Below are 19,992 nucleotides of genomic sequence, written 5' to 3' on the forward strand. Positions count from 1 at the left end.
ATTAGGAAACTGTGTTAAGCATACAAGTCATTTAAATAGCAGCCACTGGCCGAGAAAAACCATTAAGTAAAGCAGTTTTCGTCCAAAAGTCATCGTTCACACACAGCTCCTTATAAAAATCGGGATTTCCCCGAATATTGCTACCTCATTTTACCATATCGGAGAAACTGTAAAATTAAAAAAATGAAGATAGATCCTACAATGCAGCTGAATGTTGCTATAATGGAAATAAATAACAAAGTGATTGTGATTGGAAATGTGAAAGTAAAAATCACAGATTTACCGGAACATGAGGAGACGACGATTGGCACTCACCAGGGCAAAGGTGAAGGTGTGAAGTGGGACGAAGGAAAAAAATTCTAAGGATGTAACAAATATGCTGAATAAATCGTTTTATTGGATTGTAATCAAATGGATGCTTATTTCAAATTTTTGTTGGATTTTGTATTTCACAGGAGCGATTATTTTTTTAGATATCATAATGTGGGGTATGATCTTGGTTACGGTGACAGGGTCCTATGTTGAGTATCTGATGAAGAGGGAGGTTGGCGGCAAACATGAGTGATGTGATGGGTGAATAAAAAAGAACTGGAGGCCTATTGAAGGCTGGATTCGAGGACAGATTGATGAACAAATAGCCAATGATTATTGAACCGGCAAAGGTTAAAATGTGGTATTGTGATAGCGAGTTGCTCAAAAAAATAAGTTTTTTTTATAAGAGATGATAGGGCCATAAGATTCAGTTGAGTGATCAGGTAAGGGCCCAATCTGATAAATAGACGGAAAAATTCCGCTTATCGCATCGAAAAACGTGAAAATGGAGCACTTTTCTTTGAATAAGCGGAAAAATTCCCCTTATTTCCTTATGAAACAAGCGCTATGATGCATATAATCGGAAAATCTCCGCTTATTTTACTTCGTTACTTAATAAAGGACCATGAAATAGAAATGGCTGTTCAAAGTTAATGATTCAAAACCGTATTTGGAGCGAAAGCTATCACGTCCTGTGAAAGTATGTCCTGCATGCAGTGCGAAAGCCACGGCATCCTACGGAAGTAAGAACCGGGTGTTTTTTGCCCGTTTTTTCTTAAAGGAGTATACGACTATGTTTATGCTTGTCGCTGTTCTTTTGTTTTTATTCAGCGCATTAATGGCGTTTGCTATACAAGTGATGTATCAATTGATATTTAAAGAAAAGTATGGATCAATCTCAGAATTCTGTGATCATACGGGTCTCGCTTGGATACCATCAGTTCTATTCATTTTATCTTTGTTATGTTTTATCATTTTTTTAGCTTACCACTAAAATAATTAGTAACTGTCAAAGATGGGAAAGCCTGAAAATCTCTCCTGAAACATTTGCCGGCAAACTTTTGCACTAGAAGGATGGTTTGTGGCGCAAGAAAACGTCACAAAAGTAAACAATTTGTTGCATGTCATTGTTTTGCTCCTCATACTTAATTTTGCGGTAGTGACACTTATTCAGATCTTTTTATTTATCCTAAAAATGGGAGAAATTTTCGAAAAAAAAACCTCTCAAATGAGAGGCAACGCAATTAAAACCAAAAATTAAAGCAAGAACGTTGACGATTACATGCCTGACACTTGCTTGGTAAGCCAGGATCGACAACTTCGGTTTGTTGGGATTCCTGCACAATATGTCTAGGCACATTAACAATGTTTTGTCTATTCACGTGAACAATCGGATGAATGACCGGAACATATCTTGGTACACAGGTATTATGAATCACATACTGCGGATCACAATAGATCGGTTTGACGTTGGAGTCATTGTTTCCACCACAATCTTTTTTACTCATGAGTAATCACCCCTAGTATCAGTAAATGCGGATTGAGTAATATGGACACGTACAGAGGCCTAAAAATTTATTTAAATACCTGCTCATGCCAAAGAAGATACCGTAAAAAACGGTCATGATACAAGTGAAGGAATTAATTGCACTTGGAAATTCATCTATTGGCGACATCGAAGCACTGATTTCACTGTTTGTTGGGCAGGCGGTGTTTGCCAACCGATACATAAGGTTTTTTACTGTCAGGATGTACATGTTTTTGAATAAGACTAAATAATTAGGAAATTATGCCGAAATAAATAATAACAAATCCATTTTTGAAAGAAGGTATAGTAATGAAAAAGAAAACGGTTACTTTGACTGATCTAATTGAGAAGAATAAAATTGAAATCTTAAATGATCGTAATGAATTGAGGAGAATTGAAATAAAAATCGATCAGAAGCACATTGAAAAAGTAAAATAGTGATCATTTTGTTTACTTGATACAAATGTTATTCATTGATTTACCGGAAGATCGTTAGAAGCGGGTTAAGATTTGTCCTCTTTAATCTTTGGCACGAATGCTGTGAAAGATATTCCTAACATCTCCTTAATTCAGCCTTAAGCTGTTTTTAATAGTTGAGAGTTATACTAAATATCAGTGAGGGTGGCATCGGTGGTCACCATCAGTGTTGGCGATGGTGGGGCCAATACTACTATTTTTGTATCGCCGCAATCACGTCCCTCTTAGGCAATCGGCTGTATGTCATCGACCTCTCATTGAGCAGGATTCCTTCCGCAGATGCTTCTCTAATTCATTTAGCGTCCTATGCCATTTGATATGGTAAAATAAGGTATCGGCTGATCAAGTGGGATCCCGAGGAGATGATTGAATGAGAAAGCCTTTTGTATTCACTGCAATTATTGCAATAGCGACAATTGCAGCCTGCTTTTTTGGGTATGAATTTCAAGAAATGGCTTATTGGACTAGAGACAGCATGTTTTGGTACTGGGTTGGCGCTGTACTGTCTTATTTATTTTCTGCGGCAGCGATTATTTTTATAATTATCGACATAGCGACAAAGCGAACCTTGGGGAAGATCGAGCGCGTGATCGATGGAGTAGTCATGGGTGGCGGGATGCTTGTCGCCATTTTGACTATTCTTTGGACGACATTTGTTATCATCGCCGGGCAGTCGGAAATGTAAACGGTTTGCCGTGAAAGGATGTTTAAAATGAACTGGAAACTCTATACAGTGCTCGTTATACCTGCCGCAATACTTATGTTAATTTTTGGTTTTCTTTTCCCCATCCCATCAAAGTACTTCATCTGTATCCTGGTTATTCCGGCTATTTTTTGGACCCTATACCATTCCATCAATTACACTCAAAAAAAGAAGAGTAATCGTTATTGAGATTTGATAAAGAGCGTGTAATTTACTCAGATGAACTAATTGCTTATTTTTGAATTAAAATGAATGGGTTTATATCTTCCGTAATCTAGAAATTAGGCCGGAATTATTTTAATTGACGAAAAGACACGATCTAAAGAAAAAGTTCGGATCTGACGGCGTGAAAAACAATACGCCCGGATGTATTGGTCGGAAACGAAAGTGATGCGAATACGTCGCTTCGTAAACTTGCCTGATCTGTCTTGATAAATAATCATAACAATGTCCCCTGGGTACATGCTTTTCACCTTCCTTTCCATAATTATATCGAACGTATATTCGCAAATCAACACAAAATGGGAATAAACGTTTGCTTATTTTTGGAGAGTTTTTTGATGAAGCGATGGACACTGGAATATCAGTTGCTCTTTATTGTTGGACAGATGATGAATAATTGATTCTTGAGCTTGAATCCGTAATTATCGAGACAGCAAAGGAAAAGCTGCTAAAATTAAGTATGACAGTGATAAGCTGTTCAAAATCATTGAAATATAGATGCGAGGGTGATAGCAATGCTTGAAAAAGAGAAGAAACCCTTCAATGACGTGATTGATCATATGGACAAAATCGAAGGCAGCAGGCTAGAAAAAATTGAAATGAAGACATTGCCCAAGCCAATTCGAGTCCTTGGCTATTTCTTATTAACTTTTGTCGTTGTGAGCACACTGTTAACGGTAATTCTTAGTCTTATCAATAATTAGATACTTGTAAGGTCGGAAAGCCTGAGGACGTTGAAATGACGGTCAACCCGTTGTTTTCGCGGCTTCTTTTTTTCTGTACTGTAGCAGAACGGATTTTCAATCAAATCGATACCTTAAGAACATGGGAAAACTCACATGACCTAAGTCGGCTGCCGAATTTCAGGTATCCTGTAAATAATCACTCTGGTTGATAGAGGTGATCGAAAATTAAAGTGTACAAATTTTTGGCAATAGGTATTCTGCTCCTGCTTCTCTTTGCCGGATGCGCACATGAGAAGCGTTCAACAGATGTAAAACAAGTTCAACTAAATGCTGCACTTGTTAAAGGCTTGAAACATGGAGAAATCACCGGAACACCACTTTCTTTAAACGACGGGTTTCGTTTGGCGGACGTCAAAAAAGCTTGGGGAGAGCCGGATCGGCATATTGATCGTGAAGAAGTGCAGAGCTATGTATATAAGAAAAACGGTCAAACGTTTCAGATTGATGACGCTATTGAAACGGATGACTTTAAGGATCAGAAGCGTTTTAAGTATCGTTTTGTCGTGCATTTGAAAATCTCTCGAGAAAAAATCGTTAAAGCAATGAATGCTGCACCAAAAATAAATGGAAAACGTCTGCTTCAGTATCAATATAATGGGCACATCATTCAATTTGAACAGGATGGGACAAAAAATAATTGGCTTATGTTCTATCGAAATGCGTCACAAAGCGACATGGAAAAGTGATCGGCAATTCCGGCTATGAACGTGATTCATTGCGGCCACTCAAAATAGTATGGAGCGATATTAATCAGCAGTCGGATTGATTGGTCGGGAAGTTCCCAGGCTTGCGGCATTTATTATCAGGCTCATGAATTTATTAAATCCTTAAAATAGTGATTTAAGTGGGCTGCGGAATTCAGGGCGTTTTTATCTGTTAAAACGTCTCCTATTTTATCACCTTTGCCAATTATATAACCCGCGAATTTCATCTGTAAAAAGTCGCAAATGAATTGCGTTTGCTGCACAATCGGTAATGCTTTTATATAAGGTTCATCGCCTCCCACGGTAATTAAATGAACCTCCTTCGCGCGCATCCGTTCTCTGAAATTGGGCATTGACGGGTCCCTCAGGGTTTCAGACCAACGATCAATATATAGTTTTAATAAACTGGACATACCATACCAGTAAACTGGGGTAACAAATAAAACGATATCGGCGAGCACTTGTTTTCGTATCAGCTTTTGATAATCATCATTTTCATGATGATGAGTTGAGATGGGATCGATGTGATAATCCTTCAAAAAAATTTTTGTAACAGCCAAATTTTGAAGCGCGATATCGGCGAGTTTTTCTGAGTTTCCTTTGTCTCTTATGGAACCATAAAAAGCAATGATGTTCATAAAGATCTCCTATTGTTGTTTTCTTAACTATAATGATTTACAAAGATTTTTTAAAGCAGAATCGTTCGATAACGTCAATCGGATTTTTTAATGCATCAAACCATAATTTTTGGGGGGACTTTTCTCTTTCAGAGGATCTTTTGAGAAATGTCCTTTTTATTTCACCGAAAAAGAACGTACGTTCTTGTATAATGAATGTTAACAGGAGTGATTTTATGCGATCTGACTCCGAGCGAACCTGCGGCAAATGATTCTTAACGACAGTATCGGCGGCAGAAAAGCAGAAACTGACATGTTGGTACAAAGAACGGGACATAGCAGACAGGAAATTGAGGATACCATCGAGAAGTTAATCACGGTTACCAAATAACAAGGGTGGAATTACTTTATGAATAAGTTAATTGAAGGATTCAACGAAAAGAAAATCGATCGGCCGCTGCTTGCCGTGGATGAGCGTGAACAAATCAGACAAACGCTGCAAGCCGCGATTAAAGAACGTTTACCCGTTCAACTAAGTCACTATAAGGACGGTTTCATAAAGCAGACGATCTGTTACCCAAGCTGTCTTGATCCACTCAGCGAGCAACTGATTGTCTACGATGCTTATGGTATGAAGATAAAGTATGATTTAAGCGATGTGACCGATGTACAATTTGGTTCATAAGAATAGTGATTCATGAATATCTTAATGAATTTAACGACATACTGATAATGCTTTTTCCCTAATCCTCCGAATTCCCCAATGCATGTGGGGATTTTTTTTGCAAAATTGCATGTACAGGTGAAGAATTGTTCAGTAGAAAGATGGTAAGCTAGTACCGAAAAAGTATCTCGTTTAAGGTGGAAAGTAGCAAAATCATCAGGGAATATATGTTCGATTACAGTTTCGAAAGAAAAGCCCGATTGGGGGCTAATTAATCACTTAACATGAAGTTTCAGTGGCTTTGTACGCCCGCCAAGTGAGACATGAATGGTATAGGTTTTCTTTGTTGTATTGCCGCCAACAAGCCATGACCAGGTAATGATGCCGCTCTTATTGGATACCTTAGCCTGCAGTCCCTTTGCTTTGCTTCGTCCTGATTTGTAGACGACAGAAATGGTTCCCCGTGCGCGCGGCTTGCCTTTAATGGTGACATAAGCAACGTTACCTCGATGCAGGCTCAAATGCGAGCTGACAACTTTAATTGGATAGGATTTGGCATAAGCAACATTTTGTGGAGCTGCAGGAATGATTTCCTGCGGCAGTGCAGCGCCTGACACAATGCCGAGTGACAAGGCGACAGCAGTAATTAATCTTAAAAGCTTTTTCATGAAAACGCCCCCTAATGCTCAATCTATATCATGCCTTTCAGCAAAATACCGACTTTAATAAGGGAGAGGATATGATGAGGTGCATTCAAGCTGTAGAATTCTGTCTTCTCTCCAGTAGTTCTTGCGTAATTTTTTGCGTAATAACAAAAATTCAGAAGCAATCATCGATGCGCGTTCGGCTTCAAACATCTCATTTTACCATATTTAGAAAATAACGAATGGTTATTTCTTATTATTAAGTAAAATTCCTTCATAAAAAAAGTGATTTTCAATTATAATTAACAAAATTCATGGACGAGACTCATTAATGATTTTTTAAGATTCAATGGCTACACTAAAGGTGTTTCTAATCATGGGGGAAAGGGGAGGTAACATGACGGTCTCGTTAAACAGCGCTTTACTCAATTATTTATCACAAATTGAGAATTCAAATTCCGCTGCAACACCAGCGAGCAGCACAGACATCAAGGAATTATCTTCTGAATTTGCGCAGTTGCTTGCTTCTTCGTTAATGAGTGATTCAGCATCTCAAATGCTCGGTACTTTATCGTCAACCGACAGTGATCTGGAGAATATGGATGCTAATGACTTAAGCAATACTTTGGGTACATCAACTCAAAGCACGGATTCAGTGGAAGATTTATTGTGGCATTTGTTATCATCTGCTGCGAATAACAGTACGAATGCGACAACGACTGTTTCAGGCACTTCAGTCTGACACCGACACGCAAAAGCGGAACTTTTAATGAACAAGAATAAGAATACATCAAAAGGCTCTCTACATCGTTATGCAGGGAGCCTTCTGACAAGTGGTGTTAACTCATTAACCTTGCGGGCTGAATGTATGGCCCATATTCTGAGCCGCCTTATTCATTTGATCCATCGGTTCTTTGGCCCACTTAGGCAGATTTTTCTGGTTGTTTCTCATCATGAAGAACGCTGCTGTTGCGCCACATCCTGCTAAAAAAGACCAAAAAGCATGACCGTTTCTCACTGTGGTTTCATCTCCCTCAATTATTCGGTACATGAATATTCTCCGTCTTTTCACGAAAAAGATACGATGAAAAAATAGGAAGGGGAGTGCTCTTTTTACACGGAGCAGTATTTTATCATTTTTTCTCTGCCTGGAAAAGTGATACTTCCGTCGGTACCTCAAAAAATGAAGACGAAATTGAGCCGAAATGGACAAAATGCTTGGTTTGGTTATGAAAATCCACTGCTTTCTGATCCTGCCATTCCTCAATCATCATGAACATATTTGCTTCCTGAGCATTTTCCATTAGATTGTAGCTGATGTTTCCCTGTTCAGCCTGAGATCCTGCGATAAGCGGCTTGGCCGCGGAAAGAAAATCGTCTCTTCGTTCTGGCTTAACCTTAAATCGTGCATGTATGATGATCATTCTCCATCACCTCACTGCTTATTTTACGCGATATGAAAACAAAACAGAAATGAAAACGATTTATTTCCTGAATGTTCATAGCTTGAAATTGTCAGGACATACTAAGGAAAAAGAAAGGAGTTCGTGATATATGAACAAAAGATGGATCATACCGCTTATCCTTTGCTTCAGTTTGTTGCCGGGTATGTTTTTTGCATCGGTCTCCAAAGCAGATACTTGTCCTCAGGTTAAATATAAAATTCAGCAGCTGTCCGAAGGAATCTCCTATCCGCAGATTACATCGGGGATTGAGGATCAGCAAATCATGGATGAGATGAACAGGACCTTTCGTAAACATGCGGAAAATGTGCAAAAAACGGACAAGGAATACAAGGCGCAATATGCACATGATCAGCTGATCAGTGCGGCGGGTCCCTACTATGCCCATACCCGGCCAACCGTGCGCTTTAACAGCAATTGTCTGCTCAGCGTCTCATTTCTTGATGAATCTTACACAGGCGGCGCACACGGTATGCATTATGAAAAAGTATACAACTATGACACGCGCAGCGGGAGGCAATACCATTTAAATGATATTATCCACACCAAGAAGGAACTGAAAAAAGTCAATGCCTACCTGAAAAAACAAATGATCAAGCTGAAAAATGAGGGACGCTATGATTTCTTTCTCGATTCGTTTAAAAGCGTTGATCTGAAGAACGGACAGTTCTATTTCTATGACCATGGGATTGTCATCGTTTTTCAGGAATACGAAGTTGCCCCCTATTCAAATGGTATCATTCATTTGAAGGTTCCGTATCATGTGTTCATTGAAGATCGGGAATAATGTGAGAAGGGTAACATCTATTTCAAAAGTTTGCCGATATTCCCCTATTTATCAAGAAATTCAGTATGATTTAAGTGTTAAATGAATTGTGTTTGTTGACTTCCCCCTGTTATAATCTTTTGCTTGAACCCTTGCGAGAGGGTTTATTTTTTTGCGCTAATATGAACGTATAAAGGTTTAGAGGAATTTAGTGTAAGCGCAACTAAGACTTTGCTCCCACGGGAGTGCAGGTCAGGAGAGATCGCGAGCAATCGGAGTGGATTCAGAGGCGGACGTTTTTTGTCTGTATTTTCTAACTGAAAAAAAAACGAGCACCTGCAATCGATGCCCAAAAGTTGTTCCTATATTATTAAAAAGGGGAGGTTAAACAATGCTTCATTGATTTAACATCTTTTATAATACAGAGGAATTATTAATAACTGATTAACAAAATGCTTAATATTTTCCAAAGTTATGAGAAAAAACGCATCATTCGTTCGAGAAAATCAAAGCGCATATTAGAAAACCTAGCTTCGCTAAACCTCTCGCTGGTGTCTCGCATGTGCACGTTTGTTCCACGATCTTTTGCTTTACTGTAAAATCATATACGTTCTTAACTGGAAAAAACGACCTTCGGAGGGAAGGTCGTTAAAAGATCTGTCACATTGCATTGGGGTCATAATAAGAAACATTTTTATCAACTGCACCACTGACACCTGGAACCGTGCCATTGCTCGTATACTGCCATATATCCACCTGAAAATCGGTTCCAACTCCATTATTGGTATCCTGACCGCGGTAGCGAGCGATCCATAGGAGCATTCTCTGTGGCTGATCAATCCGACTCATGTCAATATAGTTTTTATAGAAATTCGCTCCGGTGTAAATGCCCAATTTTGAAAAGCCTCTGTTTCGTATTTGGTTCAGAAACACATTAACGTTATTGCTTAGAATTTCTTTGACATTGCCCTTGATATCATTCGTTGTTTCGACATCAATGAATAAATAACCGAGATTGTCATTATTAAATCCTGAACGGTTCAACACGTTAGCGAAGTTATTCGCTTCTGCTACAGCTTGACCACTGGTTGCCGCTCTGAAGAAATGATAAGCACTGACCTTAAGACCGACATTGAGCGCCTGATGTGCATTCGCTGAGAACGTGTTATCCGACCAATTGCTTCCCTCGGTTGCCTTAATAATAACAAAGCTGTTTCCTGAACTTTTAATGGCGTTAAAATTGATCGTTCCACCACTACGATCATTTTGCCAGTGAGAGAGATCGACACCGTAAGCACCTGCAGGAGGATCAAATCGTTTCAGATCTGTTGTCAGGTTATCTTTAAATATGAAGCCTTCTTTACCATCATTGGTTCGAATACGCATCCAATCACCATTCTGACCAATGACAGCCACTGCTGTTTTTTCTCTCAGTGTCGTGACAACGGCGGATTTTGAATTGGTATCGTGATAGACTTTGAGATTGTCATAGCCGACATATGCTGTATAGGCGTTGACCGGTGAATAACTCAATTTGACGGTTTTAGGTGGAGCTGCACTGACTTTTGGGGGATTGCCCATCTTTATGTATTTTGCGCCAATATAATAGGTTACTCTCCCGTGTTTAAATCCGTACCATCCACCGTGATAACCGGAAATGGTGATTTTTTCGTTGCGGTGCAGTGTTTTGAGCGCCTTGTACTGAGTGCCTGCTCCGGCACGTGCATTCACAGCGCTGACGGTGACATGAGCTCTGCGAGAATCAATTTTACCCTTTAACCATTTATTTTGCACGTAACCTCTTTTACCGCTTTTACCGCCCGAATAAATATAGGCGTAGCCCTTTTTCTGACCAAGAACAGTTATTCGTGTGTTCATGTGAACCGTGCGCACGGTTTTATATTTACTGCTTGGTTTGTTGCGGATTTTAAGCGAGTAGCAGCGAACATAAGCCTTATATTTTGCTGCTGCCGCATGGGCAGACTGTTCGAATGGCGCGATTATGCCGCCGATCGCTAATGAGAAAAAGAGTAGAGCAGTGCTGAGCATCTTGACTGTTTTATTCACTTTTTTCTCCCCTTAGTTATGAAATACCGACAGAATGAACCTCCTTTCTTTCAAATGAGACAACGTTTCTCATAATCTAATTATCGGGGGAGAATTGCCTGACTTCAAGGGCTTGGGATGAGTTTGCAAGAATTTTACATAGCCTTAATAAAAGCAGAATAATGATTATGCGTGGTTGACAACGAAGTTCACGGGTAATCTTAAGGAAATGAATACGAAACGAAATTTGGTGGAGCCTGTCAACACGGGCTCCATTTTGCTTTTTTAGGGAGAAAAGGAGGATAAAATGAACATAATGTTTCAATTGGTGGTGATTATTTTTTCGACGAATCCAACAATCATTCGAGAAGGCACGTTATTCGGCTTGGTTAGACACTTTTTTACACAGAAATAAAGTACAAAAATTCGTGTGAACGACTCACATCAGCTGCCGGTCACTCAATTGGAACCCTGTGTTTAAGCTGCGGAAATTCTTCTCTGATTTGATCAACAGCTGCAAGATCAATCTCAGCCGTAACGACGGATTCATTTTCATCACCGGCAGCAACTACATTACCCCAGGGATCAATGATGCGGCTGTGTCCGCCAAGGACGACACCCCGATTAATCCCCACACAATTGCAGGAAGCGAGAAAACATTGGTTCTCAACGGCGCGAGCGGCATTAAAAAGTTCCCAGTGCGCCAGACGCGTGAGCGGCCAAGCTGAAGTAATCAGAAACATTTTAGCACCGCGATCAAGTTCTTTACGAAACTGTTCCGGAAAACGCAGGTCGTAACAAGTTGCGAGTCCAACCTTGCCGAACTCTGTGTCGACCGTCACAGGATCAGTCCCGCGTGTCAGCAGCTCGCCTTCCTCTGATCCATAGGTAAATAAATGAATTTTTCGATACGATGCGATCAGTTGCCCTTGACGATTGAACAGAATACTGGTGTTGTAAAAATGATCGTTGAATTTTTCCACGAAGCTTCCGGCAAAGAGATAAGCATTTAACTCACGCGCTTTTTGCGCGAAATGTGCAACGAACGGGCCGTCTAGCGGTTCAGCTTCTTCGAGGTAATGATCAAACGTGTTGTAGCCGGTCATCCAGATTTCCGGAAGCAGAAAAAAATCATAGCCGGCATATTTGTCCAGCAATTGATCCGTTTTTTTTATGCGATCGGATGCCAATTGTGTATCGGTGATTTGAAGCTGAATCGATGCGATTTTCATGAGACTTGAAACTCCTTTTTGAAGCTTTAACTTTTATTTGTCCGAGAACAATTTTCGCAATTTATTATCGCACACTAGAAGGCGCGGTTCAAACAATTAATGCAGTGTACTGCGGTTTCGTGTTATGTAAAATGAGGAGGGGAGTACCCATCTTGGAAAAGTTTCAATGGGGAAAAATTACATTTTTAGACCGATTTCTGACTATTTTGTAATGGAATATGAATTAATCTTCTGAATTCAATTCTCCGGATCTGCCCGATGGTATTTCGGATTGGTTTGACAGTGGTCTTTCATTTAAATAGAGTGAACAATATATGATCACTCGTATTAACAGGTCCGTAAATTTTTATAACTGTGCAATCACAGATTGGAATGATTTTAATGAATAAACAATTTGCCGTCATCGGTCTCGGCCAGTTGGGATCAAGTGTCAGCATCGAGCTGAGTGTTTTTCACGCAGTCAGTGCTTTTAATAACGCAGGATTTGCATTGTTCCCGGATAACTTGATCCGATATGTTGGCGATCTGGTGATCAATTTAACCATTTCCAGCCCGTCACAGGAGGACTTGGTTTTACGGTTCTTGCTGAACTGCTTTTAGAGCGGAAATTTCGAAAAATGTCGCTGCATTCACGTATGATGATTACCGGAACGATTGTACTGAATGTGATTGCAATTGCAGGCATTCTGCTCATTGAATAGCATAATGCCCGGACATTGGGGAGGCTTCCGCTTGGCGAAAAATTATGGGCGGGTTATTTTCAAGGAATTACGCCTCGTACCGCTGGGTTTAATACCATTGATTATAGCGCCATGGCGACTCCAGGCATTTTATTAACGGTTTTTTTATGTTTATCGGTGCGGGCAGTACATCAACAGGCGGAGGTATCAAATTGACAACGTTCATCGTGCTTGCTGCAGAAATGATCAGTTTCATCAAAGGAAGGCCTGAGGTTGAGGTGGGTTGTAGCGCGTGCATTGACCATTGCGCTGACATCACTGATTCTTGTGTTTGTCTCCGTGTTTGCCCTTTCGATCACTGAACAAGCTTCACTTGAGCGTATTTTATTTGAAGTTGTATCTGCTTTTGGTACCGTAGGATTGTCAATGGGAATGACCGTCCATTTGACCGTTTGTGGAAAGCTTGTAATCATGTGCGTGATGTTTTTGGGGGAAATTGGTCCACTCACGATTGCATTCTCTTTTTAAAAACGAACGAAAGCAAATATAAGGTATCCGGACGAAGATATTTTTATCGGCTAAGAGTGAAGTTCAATCTATTTCTTTTTGTCATCCTCAATCGAACGATTAGATTTTATTTTCGTAACAAATGGTTGACAATTCAACTGCTCATTAAGTAAGCTTAATGTAATAAGTGAATAAGAAATGTTTTTTGGAGGAGCCTGTCATTATAGGCTCCCTTTTTGTTTTTTTGGAGGAGAAGGAGGACATGAATTGACGTTTATTATTCAGTTAGCGGTCGTTATTGTTGCAACAAAAATAGCCGGTCATGCAAGTGTCCGATGGTTGGGGCAGCCGGCTGTGCTCGGTGAGCTAATTGTCGGCATTTTGGTTGGCCCGGCACTTCTTGGCTGGATACCGGATTCTGAAATGATGCATGTCTTTAGTGAAATCGGTGTACTCATGCTTATGTTTATAGCAGGTCTGGAAACAAATCTTGAGGATCTTAGAAACAGTGCTCGCTCTTCATCAGCGGTAGCTTTGGGTGGTGTAATTCTGCCGCTTGGATTTGGCTATCTGGCCGGCACTCTACTAGGTATGGATACAAGTCATGCGATCTTTCTTGGATTGATCCTGTCCGCTACATCGGTGAGTATTTCCGTCCAGACACTGAAGGAATTAGGCAAGCTTCAATCAAAGGAAAGTATGACATTACTTGGGGCAGCTGTGCTTGATGATGTACTTGTGATTGTACTTTTGGCTTTCGCCATGAGTATATTTGGCGACTCCGATACGTCAATTTGGTGGATTGTTGGTGAAAAAATCTTTTTCTTTGCTTCGGCAATTCTTGTGGCGTGGAAAGGTGTTCCGTGGCTTCTTCGCCTATTTGGCAGATTAAAAGTTTCCGAGCCGGCAATATCCCTTGCCATAGTGCTTTGTTTTATTTTTGCATGGTATGCAGATCTTCTTGGTGTTGCAGGAATCATTGGTTCGTTTATTGCCGGCACAGCGCTTGCCCAGACATCATTCAAAGCAACTATTGAGCGTAAGATTGAACCTGTGGCTTATGGTATTTTTGTTCCTGTCTTTTTTGTCAGCATTGGACTAAAAGTGACATTCAATGGTATTTTTGACCAAGTATGGTTCATTATCGGTATAACACTGATTGCCGTATTGACCAAATTTATTGGGTCCGGATTTGGAGCTTGGATGACTGGTTTTTCACCGTTGTCTTCATTTCGAATCGGCTCCGGAATGGTTTCAAGAGGTGAGGTGGCACTTATACTCGCCTCTATCGGTATAGAGGCACATCTTTTGGCTCAAAAATATTTTACACCACTCATCCTTGTTGTTATTCTAACGACACTGATCACGCCGCCGCTTTTGAAAATTTTGTTTGAAAAAGAAAAAGCACCGGCACGCGCAAATAAATAGCAGTTGGAGAAGCAGTTGAACGAATGGTATCGTTAATCGTAATGAAGTTCGCTAAGAAGAACAGGAAACAAATGGGGTAAAATCTCAATTCATTTCTTTACAAAACAATCTGGAATTCGCGAGTTAAATTTAAGATAAAAAAAATTCCCCGGATTGTGCCAGTTTGCTGCACAGATCCGGTTCTTTTGCAATGTAATAGCTTGTGATCCAACATAATGAAACAAAGATATCAAATAAAAATCCAAAATAAACAACATATTAAAGGAAGATGGACATGCAGAGTGAAGCATTAATTGCTATAATCATTTTTATCATTGCCTATGCACTGATTATCTCAGAAAAAATTCATCGAACGATAGCAGCCATGACTGGAGCTTCTTTATTGCTTCTTTTTGGTGTCCTCTCTCAAAATACAGCAATTAAACATATAGATTTCAATACAATCGGTCTTCTGACCGGCATGATGATCATTGTATCCATCACTGCACAAACCGGATTATTTAAATATATCTCCATTCGCTCAGCACAAATGGTGAACGGGCAGCCATTTGCGTTGCTAATCGTTTTTTCATTAATTACTGCAGTGGGTTCGGCATTCCTTGATAACGTCACGACAGTGTTGCTGGTTGTACCCGTTACGCTCAGCATTGCAAGACAGTTGGCTATTTCTCCGACACCTTTTCTGATGTCGGAGATTTTCATGTCCAATATTGGTGGAACGGCAACGATGATCGGTGATCCTCCGAACATCATGATTGGGAGTGCGGTGCATGAGCTCAGCTTTTTAGATTTTATCACAAATCTGACACCGGTGGTATTGCTAATAGTGGGGGCAATACTCTTGATGCTCGGACTGATTTACCGTCATTCATTGCAGGGGAATAAAGAAGCGCGCATGAAGATTGCAAAACTTAATGCATGTGAAGCAATCAAGGATAAGACGTTGCTGATCAAAGCGCTCGTTGTTTTGTTCCTTACTATTATTGGATTTTTCTTGCATGAGTTTATTGGTGCAGAAACAGCAACAATTGCACTTGCCGGGGCGTTCTTTTTACTTTTGCTATCCGGAGAACGTTATTTGGAAGATGCTTTAGCGGGTGTTGAATGGACGACTTTATTCTTTTTTGTGGGACTCTTTGTTCTCGTAGCAGGACTTGTGGAGACAGGGGTTATTGCAAGTGTAGCTAAAGGAGCGCTTACGCTGACAGGAGGTAAACTTGTTCCGACTACTTTTCTGATCCTTTGGATGAGCGCAATCGCTTCTTCAGTTATTGATAATATTCCATTTGTCGCTACCATGATTCCGCTTATTAAAGATATGGGGGAACTTGGTGTCACGAATCTGGAACCGCTTTGGTGGAGTCTTTCCTTGGGCGCGTGTCTTGGCGGAAACGGTCTTTTAATTGGTGCAAGCGCAAATCTTGTTGTTGCCGCTCTTTCAGGACGGGGTGGCCACCGCATTACATTTATTCGTTTTATGAAATTGGGAATTCCTGTGATGCTGCTTTCAATGGTTATTTCGACTATCTATGTCTACCTGAGGTATTTACTCTGATGGGTTGATGAACGCCGCATTCATTGTTAAAATAGGACAAGTGATTCATTTTGTTGAATCTTGGCGAAAACGGATAGTGTAAATTCAAACTGGAAGCCGCTCCGGCCTCCGGCTTTTTAAATGGTCTATTTATGAAGCAACAGGAAATCTGATCAAAAAAGGATGGGGTGGGACAGAAGGATGGGACAACCGAACAACTTGATTCTTGTTATGGACTTCGGCGGCCAATACAATCAATTGATTGCACGGCGAATTCGTGACTTAGGTGTGTACAGTGAACTTTTTCCAAATACACTGACCGCAGAACAAATTAAAGAAGAAAATCCAAAGGGGATTATCTTCTCCGGCGGACCGAACAGTGTTTATGACGAGGGAGCACCTTTGTGTGATCCGGCCATTTTCGAATTGGGCCTTCCAATTTTGGGCATTTGCTACGGCCTGCATGTGATCAGCAAGCACTACGGCTCAACGGTTGAGCGGGCGACGCACCGTGAATACGGCAAAGCAGACATCACAGTGAACACAGAAAATACACTGTTTAACGGCTTGCCTGAAACGCAAACAGTATGGATGAGCCACGGTGACCGCGTCAAGACACTTCCTGAAGGTTTCAAAATTGAAGCGAGCAGCGAATCCTGTCCGGTTGCCGCGATGGCAAACACTGCGAAAAACATTTATGCGGTTCAGTTCCACCCGGAAGTGCGTCACTCCGTGCACGGCAATGAGATCTTGAGCAACTTTGTTTTTGACATTTGCGGTGCAGAGAAAAGCTGGTCGATGGAACACTTTATCGATCAGCAAGTAGAAAAAATTCGTGCAACCGTTGGCGATCAAAAAGTGCTGTGTGCCTTGAGCGGCGGCGTGGATTCTTCAGTTGCCGCTGCGCTCGTGCATAAAGCAATCGGCGATCAGCTGACCTGTATTTTCGTTGACCACGGTCTGCTTCGTAAAGGCGAAGCAGAGGGCGTTGTCGATACATTCCAAAACCGTTTCCATATGAATTTTATTCATGTCGATGCTAAGAAACGCTTCCTGGACAAGCTGGAAGGCGTCAGTGATCCGGAACGCAAGCGCAAGATCATCGGTAATGAATTTATCTATTTATTCCAAGATGAAGCCAATAAACTCGAGGATATTGCGTATCTCGTGCAGGGCACACTTTACACAGACGTTGTCGAAAGCGGCGCCGGCGGTTCATCTCAGAACATTAAATCGCATCACAATGTCGGCGGACTTCCGGAAGACATGAAGTTCAAGCTGATCGAACCGCTGAACACGCTGTTCAAAGATGAAGTCCGCGCGCTCGGTACCGAACTCGGCCTCGCCGACGACATCGTTTGGCGCCAGCCGTTCCCAGGACCGGGCCTCGGCATCCGCGTCCTCGGTGCAATCAGCGAAGATAAGCTCGAAATCGTGCGCGAATCCGACGCGATCCTGCGCGAAGAAGTCAAAAAAGCCGGTCTCGACCGCGACATTTGGCAATACTTCACCGTACTGCCGAACATCCAGAGCGTCGGCGTCATGGGCGACGGCCGTACCTACGATCACTGCATCGCGATCCGCGCCGTCACCTCGATCGACGGCATGACCTCTGACTGGGCACGCATCCCATGGGATGTGCTCGAGAAAATCTCAACGCGGATCGTCAACGAAGTCGAACACGTCAACCGGATTGTGTATGACATCACCTCCAAGCCGCCGGCAACGATCGAGTGGGAATAAAGTAGATACCTCGTTTGGTGTCGAAACGTTGATTTAACAGCATTTTTGGCAAAGGTAAAATGGATAAAAACACTTAAATTGATAAGGATCTCCGCCAAAATTCCGCCAAGGATCGAAGTCAGAGAACCGTATCAGTTCAAGATTCGGAAGGTATATTTTGAAGAATATGCCTTCTTTTTTTATTGTGTTTTTTCGCCAAGTATCTCTATTTCGGAAGTGTGCCATCACTGTGCCGTGAATTTTAATAAGTCATGTGCTGAGATGAGAAATCATTTTAGCTTTTTTGTTTCAAGTTTTGACTTTTTGAAAGGAGATGATTCTTAAACACTTCTCTCTGTTTATGACAGATTATGAACATTAGATCAGTTTATTATTAGCCAAACTAAAATTATGTACAGAAAGGAAAACGGTTATGAAATTAAAATTTGTCATCCCGAATATGGAGAGGACTTTTGGAAATCTAGAATATGCCGGAGAAGGTAATGTGGAACAACGCCGGGTCAATGGCCGCCTAACGATCCTTTCCCGCAGCTATAATTTGTATTCTGACATCCAGAGAGCGGACGATATTCTTTTAGTGCTGCCGCCAGAAGCTGGCGAAAAACATTTTGAGGTCGAAGACAAAGTGAAACTGATCAATCCTCATATTACCGCAGAAGGTTATAAAATTGGCACTCGTGGTTTTACAAATTATATTCTCTACGCAGACGATATGGTGAAAGCATAAGGAGGGCAAAAAAATGAGATTAGCTGAAGGCATTGTGATTGACAAGGACAAGACATTTGGTACGCTGAAATTCTCCGCCCTTCGTCGTGAAGTGCGCGTGAATAATGAAGACGGCACAGTCAGTGATGAAATCAAGGAACGCACCTATGATTTAAAATCCCGTGGACAAGGGCAGATGATCCAGGTCAGTATTCCGGCCGCCATCCCGTTAAAAGAGTATGACTATAATGCCGAAGTCGAACTGTTCAATCCGGTGGCGAATACAGTGGCAACCGCGACGTTTCGAGGGGCGGATGTGGACTGGTATCTCAAGGCCGAGGACATTGTGCTGAAAAAGAAGCAGTCCATCATCTCCCATTCACAAAATCAACCGTCACAAATGAAAGAAAAATAAGGTCTTTGTATTTTCCGGAAAGGATTGCTTATGAGTTATTTTGTCTATAAAGGAAAACGGATTCGAGCGAGTGATCAGCATCTTGTTTTTCGTTTTACCGCGACGTCACTTGTTCTCGTTTTCCTACTCGTCTTGCTGGTTTTTCATGGGAAACAACTCATATCTTTGGATTGGCAGAATTTCCAACTTTTCCATGACGGCCGTTTGCAGCTGTCGATCAGGCCCTACTTAATCTTCAGTGTCCTTGTTGCCGCAGGAGTGAGTCTGCTGGCCGCCTATCTTTTTTACCATTTTCAGCGGGATCACGTGAAACAGCTTATTCACCGGCAAAAGCTGGCCAAAATGATCTTAGAGAATAAATGGTATGAATCTGAACAGATCCAGCAGGACGGATTTTTTAAAGATTGGCCATCCAGAAAACCAAAAGAGAAGATCACTCATTTCCCAAAAATGTATTACCGACTGAAAGACGGGCTGATTCATATCCATGTCGAAATACCATTAGGAAAATATCAAGATCAGCTCTTGCATTTAGAGAAGAAACTGGAAAGTGGCCTGTACTGTGAACTGGTGGACAAAGAACTTAAAGATTCCTATGTCGCCTATACGCTGCTCTATGACATGATTGCGAACCGAATTACGATTGACGAGGTCAAGGCAGAGCATGGCAGTCTCAAGCTCATGAAAAATATCTGGTGGGACTATGACCAGCTCCCCCACATGCTGATTGCAGGCGGCACAGGAGGTGGCAAATCCTACTTCATTTTCTCGCTCATTGAAGCTTTAGCGCGTACCAACGCCGTGCTGTATGTTCTTGATCCGAAGAACGCGGATCTTGCCGACCTCTCAGAAGTG

Annotated in this window: 23 protein-coding genes; 16 read left to right on the forward strand and 7 right to left on the reverse strand. The window is 41.3% G+C overall.

Annotated features, from left to right (window positions below; translation table 11 throughout):
• Nucleotides 1-183: 183 nt before the first annotated feature.
• Nucleotides 184-363, forward strand: coding sequence for an XtrA/YqaO family protein (locus NIE88_RS19970; protein WP_290446612.1), 180 nt, complete (start codon nt 184-186; stop codon nt 361-363).
• Nucleotides 364-1,556: 1,193 nt separating this feature from the next.
• On the opposite strand, the gene NIE88_RS19975 is transcribed toward NIE88_RS19970, so the two are convergent.
• A complete protein-coding gene (locus NIE88_RS19975) occupies nt 1,557-1,820 on the reverse strand; it encodes a spore coat protein D (RefSeq protein ID WP_253065106.1) in 264 nt (87 codons plus the stop codon).
• A gap of 329 nt (nt 1,821-2,149) precedes the next feature.
• Here NIE88_RS19975 and NIE88_RS19980 point away from each other — a divergent pair, with 329 nt between their 5' ends.
• The 4 genes from NIE88_RS19980 (at nt 2,150) to NIE88_RS19995 (ending at nt 4,674) form a co-directional block, all read left to right on the forward strand.
• Nucleotides 2,150-2,278, forward strand: coding sequence for an FbpB family small basic protein (locus NIE88_RS19980; RefSeq protein WP_253065107.1), 129 nt, complete (start codon nt 2,150-2,152; stop codon nt 2,276-2,278).
• A gap of 409 nt (nt 2,279-2,687) precedes the next feature.
• A complete protein-coding gene (locus NIE88_RS19985; protein ID WP_253065108.1) occupies nt 2,688-3,002 on the forward strand; it encodes a hypothetical protein in 315 nt (104 codons plus the stop codon).
• Nucleotides 3,003-3,757: 755 nt separating this feature from the next.
• Complete coding sequence (locus tag NIE88_RS19990; protein WP_253065109.1) at nt 3,758-3,946, forward strand: amino acid transporter; 189 nt, start codon at nt 3,758-3,760, stop codon at nt 3,944-3,946.
• A 212-nt stretch (nt 3,947-4,158) separates the two neighbouring features.
• The gene (locus NIE88_RS19995) at nt 4,159-4,674 is read left to right on the forward strand and encodes a hypothetical protein (protein ID WP_253065110.1); all 516 of its coding nucleotides are present in this window, start codon (nt 4,159-4,161) and stop codon (nt 4,672-4,674) included.
• A 122-nt stretch (nt 4,675-4,796) separates the two neighbouring features.
• Here NIE88_RS19995 and NIE88_RS20000 read toward each other — a convergent pair whose 3' ends face one another.
• Nucleotides 4,797-5,330: a flavodoxin family protein gene (locus NIE88_RS20000; RefSeq protein WP_253065111.1), complete on the reverse strand. Its 534-nt coding sequence runs from the start codon at nt 5,328-5,330 to the stop codon at nt 4,797-4,799.
• Nucleotides 5,331-5,718: 388 nt separating this feature from the next.
• Here NIE88_RS20000 and NIE88_RS20005 point away from each other — a divergent pair, with 388 nt between their 5' ends.
• Nucleotides 5,719-5,994: a YolD-like family protein gene (locus NIE88_RS20005; RefSeq protein WP_253065112.1), complete on the forward strand. Its 276-nt coding sequence runs from the start codon at nt 5,719-5,721 to the stop codon at nt 5,992-5,994.
• Nucleotides 5,995-6,248: 254 nt separating this feature from the next.
• Here the strand turns inward: NIE88_RS20005 and NIE88_RS20010 are convergent, their stop codons facing one another.
• Nucleotides 6,249-6,641 (reverse strand): hypothetical protein, encoded by a 393-nt coding sequence (locus NIE88_RS20010; RefSeq protein WP_253065113.1) that lies wholly within the window; start codon nt 6,639-6,641, stop codon nt 6,249-6,251.
• Nucleotides 6,642-7,014: 373 nt separating this feature from the next.
• On the opposite strand from NIE88_RS20010, the gene NIE88_RS20015 reads away from it, so the two are divergent.
• A complete protein-coding gene (locus NIE88_RS20015) occupies nt 7,015-7,359 on the forward strand; it encodes a hypothetical protein (RefSeq protein ID WP_253065114.1) in 345 nt (114 codons plus the stop codon).
• A 105-nt stretch (nt 7,360-7,464) separates the two neighbouring features.
• Here NIE88_RS20015 and NIE88_RS20020 read toward each other — a convergent pair whose 3' ends face one another.
• On the reverse strand, nt 7,465-7,668 hold the full coding sequence (locus NIE88_RS20020) for a hypothetical protein (RefSeq protein ID WP_253065115.1): 204 nt from the start codon (nt 7,666-7,668) through the stop codon (nt 7,465-7,467).
• Nucleotides 7,669-7,750: 82 nt separating this feature from the next.
• Complete coding sequence (locus NIE88_RS20025; protein WP_253065116.1) at nt 7,751-8,041, reverse strand: putative quinol monooxygenase; 291 nt, start codon at nt 8,039-8,041, stop codon at nt 7,751-7,753.
• Between the two features lie 130 nt (nt 8,042-8,171).
• Between NIE88_RS20025 and NIE88_RS20030 the strand changes: the two genes are divergently transcribed.
• The gene (locus tag NIE88_RS20030) at nt 8,172-8,867 is read left to right on the forward strand and encodes a DUF3298 and DUF4163 domain-containing protein (RefSeq protein WP_253065117.1); all 696 of its coding nucleotides are present in this window, start codon (nt 8,172-8,174) and stop codon (nt 8,865-8,867) included.
• A gap of 639 nt (nt 8,868-9,506) precedes the next feature.
• On the opposite strand, the gene NIE88_RS20035 is transcribed toward NIE88_RS20030, so the two are convergent.
• Nucleotides 9,507-10,913, reverse strand: coding sequence for a GH25 family lysozyme (locus tag NIE88_RS20035; protein ID WP_253065118.1), 1,407 nt, complete (start codon nt 10,911-10,913; stop codon nt 9,507-9,509).
• A 434-nt stretch (nt 10,914-11,347) separates the two neighbouring features.
• Nucleotides 11,348-12,124: a carbon-nitrogen family hydrolase gene (locus NIE88_RS20040; RefSeq protein ID WP_253065119.1), complete on the reverse strand. Its 777-nt coding sequence runs from the start codon at nt 12,122-12,124 to the stop codon at nt 11,348-11,350.
• Between the two features lie 381 nt (nt 12,125-12,505).
• Here NIE88_RS20040 and NIE88_RS20045 point away from each other — a divergent pair, with 381 nt between their 5' ends.
• From NIE88_RS20045 to NIE88_RS20080, 8 genes are all read left to right on the forward strand, one after another.
• A complete protein-coding gene (locus NIE88_RS20045) occupies nt 12,506-12,724 on the forward strand; it encodes a hypothetical protein (protein ID WP_253065120.1) in 219 nt (72 codons plus the stop codon).
• Between the two features lie 353 nt (nt 12,725-13,077).
• Complete coding sequence (locus tag NIE88_RS20050) at nt 13,078-13,332, forward strand: potassium transporter TrkG (protein ID WP_253065121.1); 255 nt, start codon at nt 13,078-13,080, stop codon at nt 13,330-13,332.
• A 246-nt stretch (nt 13,333-13,578) separates the two neighbouring features.
• A complete protein-coding gene (locus tag NIE88_RS20055; RefSeq protein WP_253065122.1) occupies nt 13,579-14,739 on the forward strand; it encodes a cation:proton antiporter in 1,161 nt (386 codons plus the stop codon).
• A 274-nt stretch (nt 14,740-15,013) separates the two neighbouring features.
• Entirely contained in the window at nt 15,014-16,294 is a 1,281-nt protein-coding gene (locus NIE88_RS20060; protein WP_253065123.1) for an ArsB/NhaD family transporter, read from the forward strand.
• Nucleotides 16,295-16,474: 180 nt separating this feature from the next.
• Nucleotides 16,475-18,016 carry a glutamine-hydrolyzing GMP synthase gene (gene guaA / locus NIE88_RS20065; RefSeq protein WP_253065124.1) on the forward strand — a complete coding sequence of 514 codons (1,542 nt, stop codon included), beginning with the start codon at nt 16,475-16,477 and terminating at the stop codon, nt 18,014-18,016.
• Nucleotides 18,017-18,428: 412 nt separating this feature from the next.
• Complete coding sequence (locus NIE88_RS20070) at nt 18,429-18,743, forward strand: YdcP family protein (RefSeq protein WP_253065125.1); 315 nt, start codon at nt 18,429-18,431, stop codon at nt 18,741-18,743.
• A gap of 13 nt (nt 18,744-18,756) precedes the next feature.
• Nucleotides 18,757-19,137 carry a YdcP family protein gene (locus tag NIE88_RS20075; RefSeq protein WP_253065126.1) on the forward strand — a complete coding sequence of 127 codons (381 nt, stop codon included), beginning with the start codon at nt 18,757-18,759 and terminating at the stop codon, nt 19,135-19,137.
• Between the two features lie 30 nt (nt 19,138-19,167).
• On the forward strand, nt 19,168-19,992 hold an 825-nt coding region (locus tag NIE88_RS20080; protein WP_253065127.1), incomplete at its 3' end, for an FtsK/SpoIIIE domain-containing protein.

This window comes from Sporolactobacillus shoreicorticis (assembly GCF_024125445.1).
In the GTDB taxonomy this organism is placed as follows: Bacteria; Bacillota; Bacilli; order Bacillales; family Sporolactobacillaceae; genus Sporolactobacillus; species Sporolactobacillus shoreicorticis.

What these genes read in the sequence shown, in the direction of transcription:
- NIE88_RS19970 (WP_290446612.1), top strand. Translation starts at nt 184, where the DNA reads ATGAAGATAGATCCTACAATGCAGCTGAATGTTGCTATAATGGAAATA.
- NIE88_RS19975 (WP_253065106.1), bottom strand. Translation starts at nt 1,820, where the DNA reads ATGAGTAAAAAAGATTGTGGTGGAAACAATGACTCCAACGTCAAACCG.
- NIE88_RS19980 (WP_253065107.1), top strand. Translation starts at nt 2,150, where the DNA reads ATGAAAAAGAAAACGGTTACTTTGACTGATCTAATTGAGAAGAATAAA.
- NIE88_RS19985 (WP_253065108.1), top strand. Translation starts at nt 2,688, where the DNA reads ATGAGAAAGCCTTTTGTATTCACTGCAATTATTGCAATAGCGACAATT.
- NIE88_RS19990 (WP_253065109.1), top strand. Translation starts at nt 3,758, where the DNA reads ATGCTTGAAAAAGAGAAGAAACCCTTCAATGACGTGATTGATCATATG.
- NIE88_RS20000 (WP_253065111.1), bottom strand. Translation starts at nt 5,330, where the DNA reads ATGAACATCATTGCTTTTTATGGTTCCATAAGAGACAAAGGAAACTCA.
- NIE88_RS20005 (WP_253065112.1), top strand. Translation starts at nt 5,719, where the DNA reads ATGAATAAGTTAATTGAAGGATTCAACGAAAAGAAAATCGATCGGCCG.
- NIE88_RS20010 (WP_253065113.1), bottom strand. Translation starts at nt 6,641, where the DNA reads ATGAAAAAGCTTTTAAGATTAATTACTGCTGTCGCCTTGTCACTCGGC.
- NIE88_RS20015 (WP_253065114.1), top strand. Translation starts at nt 7,015, where the DNA reads ATGACGGTCTCGTTAAACAGCGCTTTACTCAATTATTTATCACAAATT.
- NIE88_RS20020 (WP_253065115.1), bottom strand. Translation starts at nt 7,668, where the DNA reads ATGTACCGAATAATTGAGGGAGATGAAACCACAGTGAGAAACGGTCAT.
- NIE88_RS20025 (WP_253065116.1), bottom strand. Translation starts at nt 8,041, where the DNA reads ATGATCATCATACATGCACGATTTAAGGTTAAGCCAGAACGAAGAGAC.
- NIE88_RS20030 (WP_253065117.1), top strand. Translation starts at nt 8,172, where the DNA reads ATGAACAAAAGATGGATCATACCGCTTATCCTTTGCTTCAGTTTGTTG.
- NIE88_RS20040 (WP_253065119.1), bottom strand. Translation starts at nt 12,124, where the DNA reads ATGAAAATCGCATCGATTCAGCTTCAAATCACCGATACACAATTGGCA.
- NIE88_RS20045 (WP_253065120.1), top strand. Translation starts at nt 12,506, where the DNA reads ATGAATAAACAATTTGCCGTCATCGGTCTCGGCCAGTTGGGATCAAGT.
- NIE88_RS20060 (WP_253065123.1), top strand. Translation starts at nt 15,014, where the DNA reads ATGCAGAGTGAAGCATTAATTGCTATAATCATTTTTATCATTGCCTAT.
- guaA (WP_253065124.1), top strand. Translation starts at nt 16,475, where the DNA reads ATGGGACAACCGAACAACTTGATTCTTGTTATGGACTTCGGCGGCCAA.
- NIE88_RS20070 (WP_253065125.1), top strand. Translation starts at nt 18,429, where the DNA reads ATGAAATTAAAATTTGTCATCCCGAATATGGAGAGGACTTTTGGAAAT.
- NIE88_RS20075 (WP_253065126.1), top strand. Translation starts at nt 18,757, where the DNA reads ATGAGATTAGCTGAAGGCATTGTGATTGACAAGGACAAGACATTTGGT.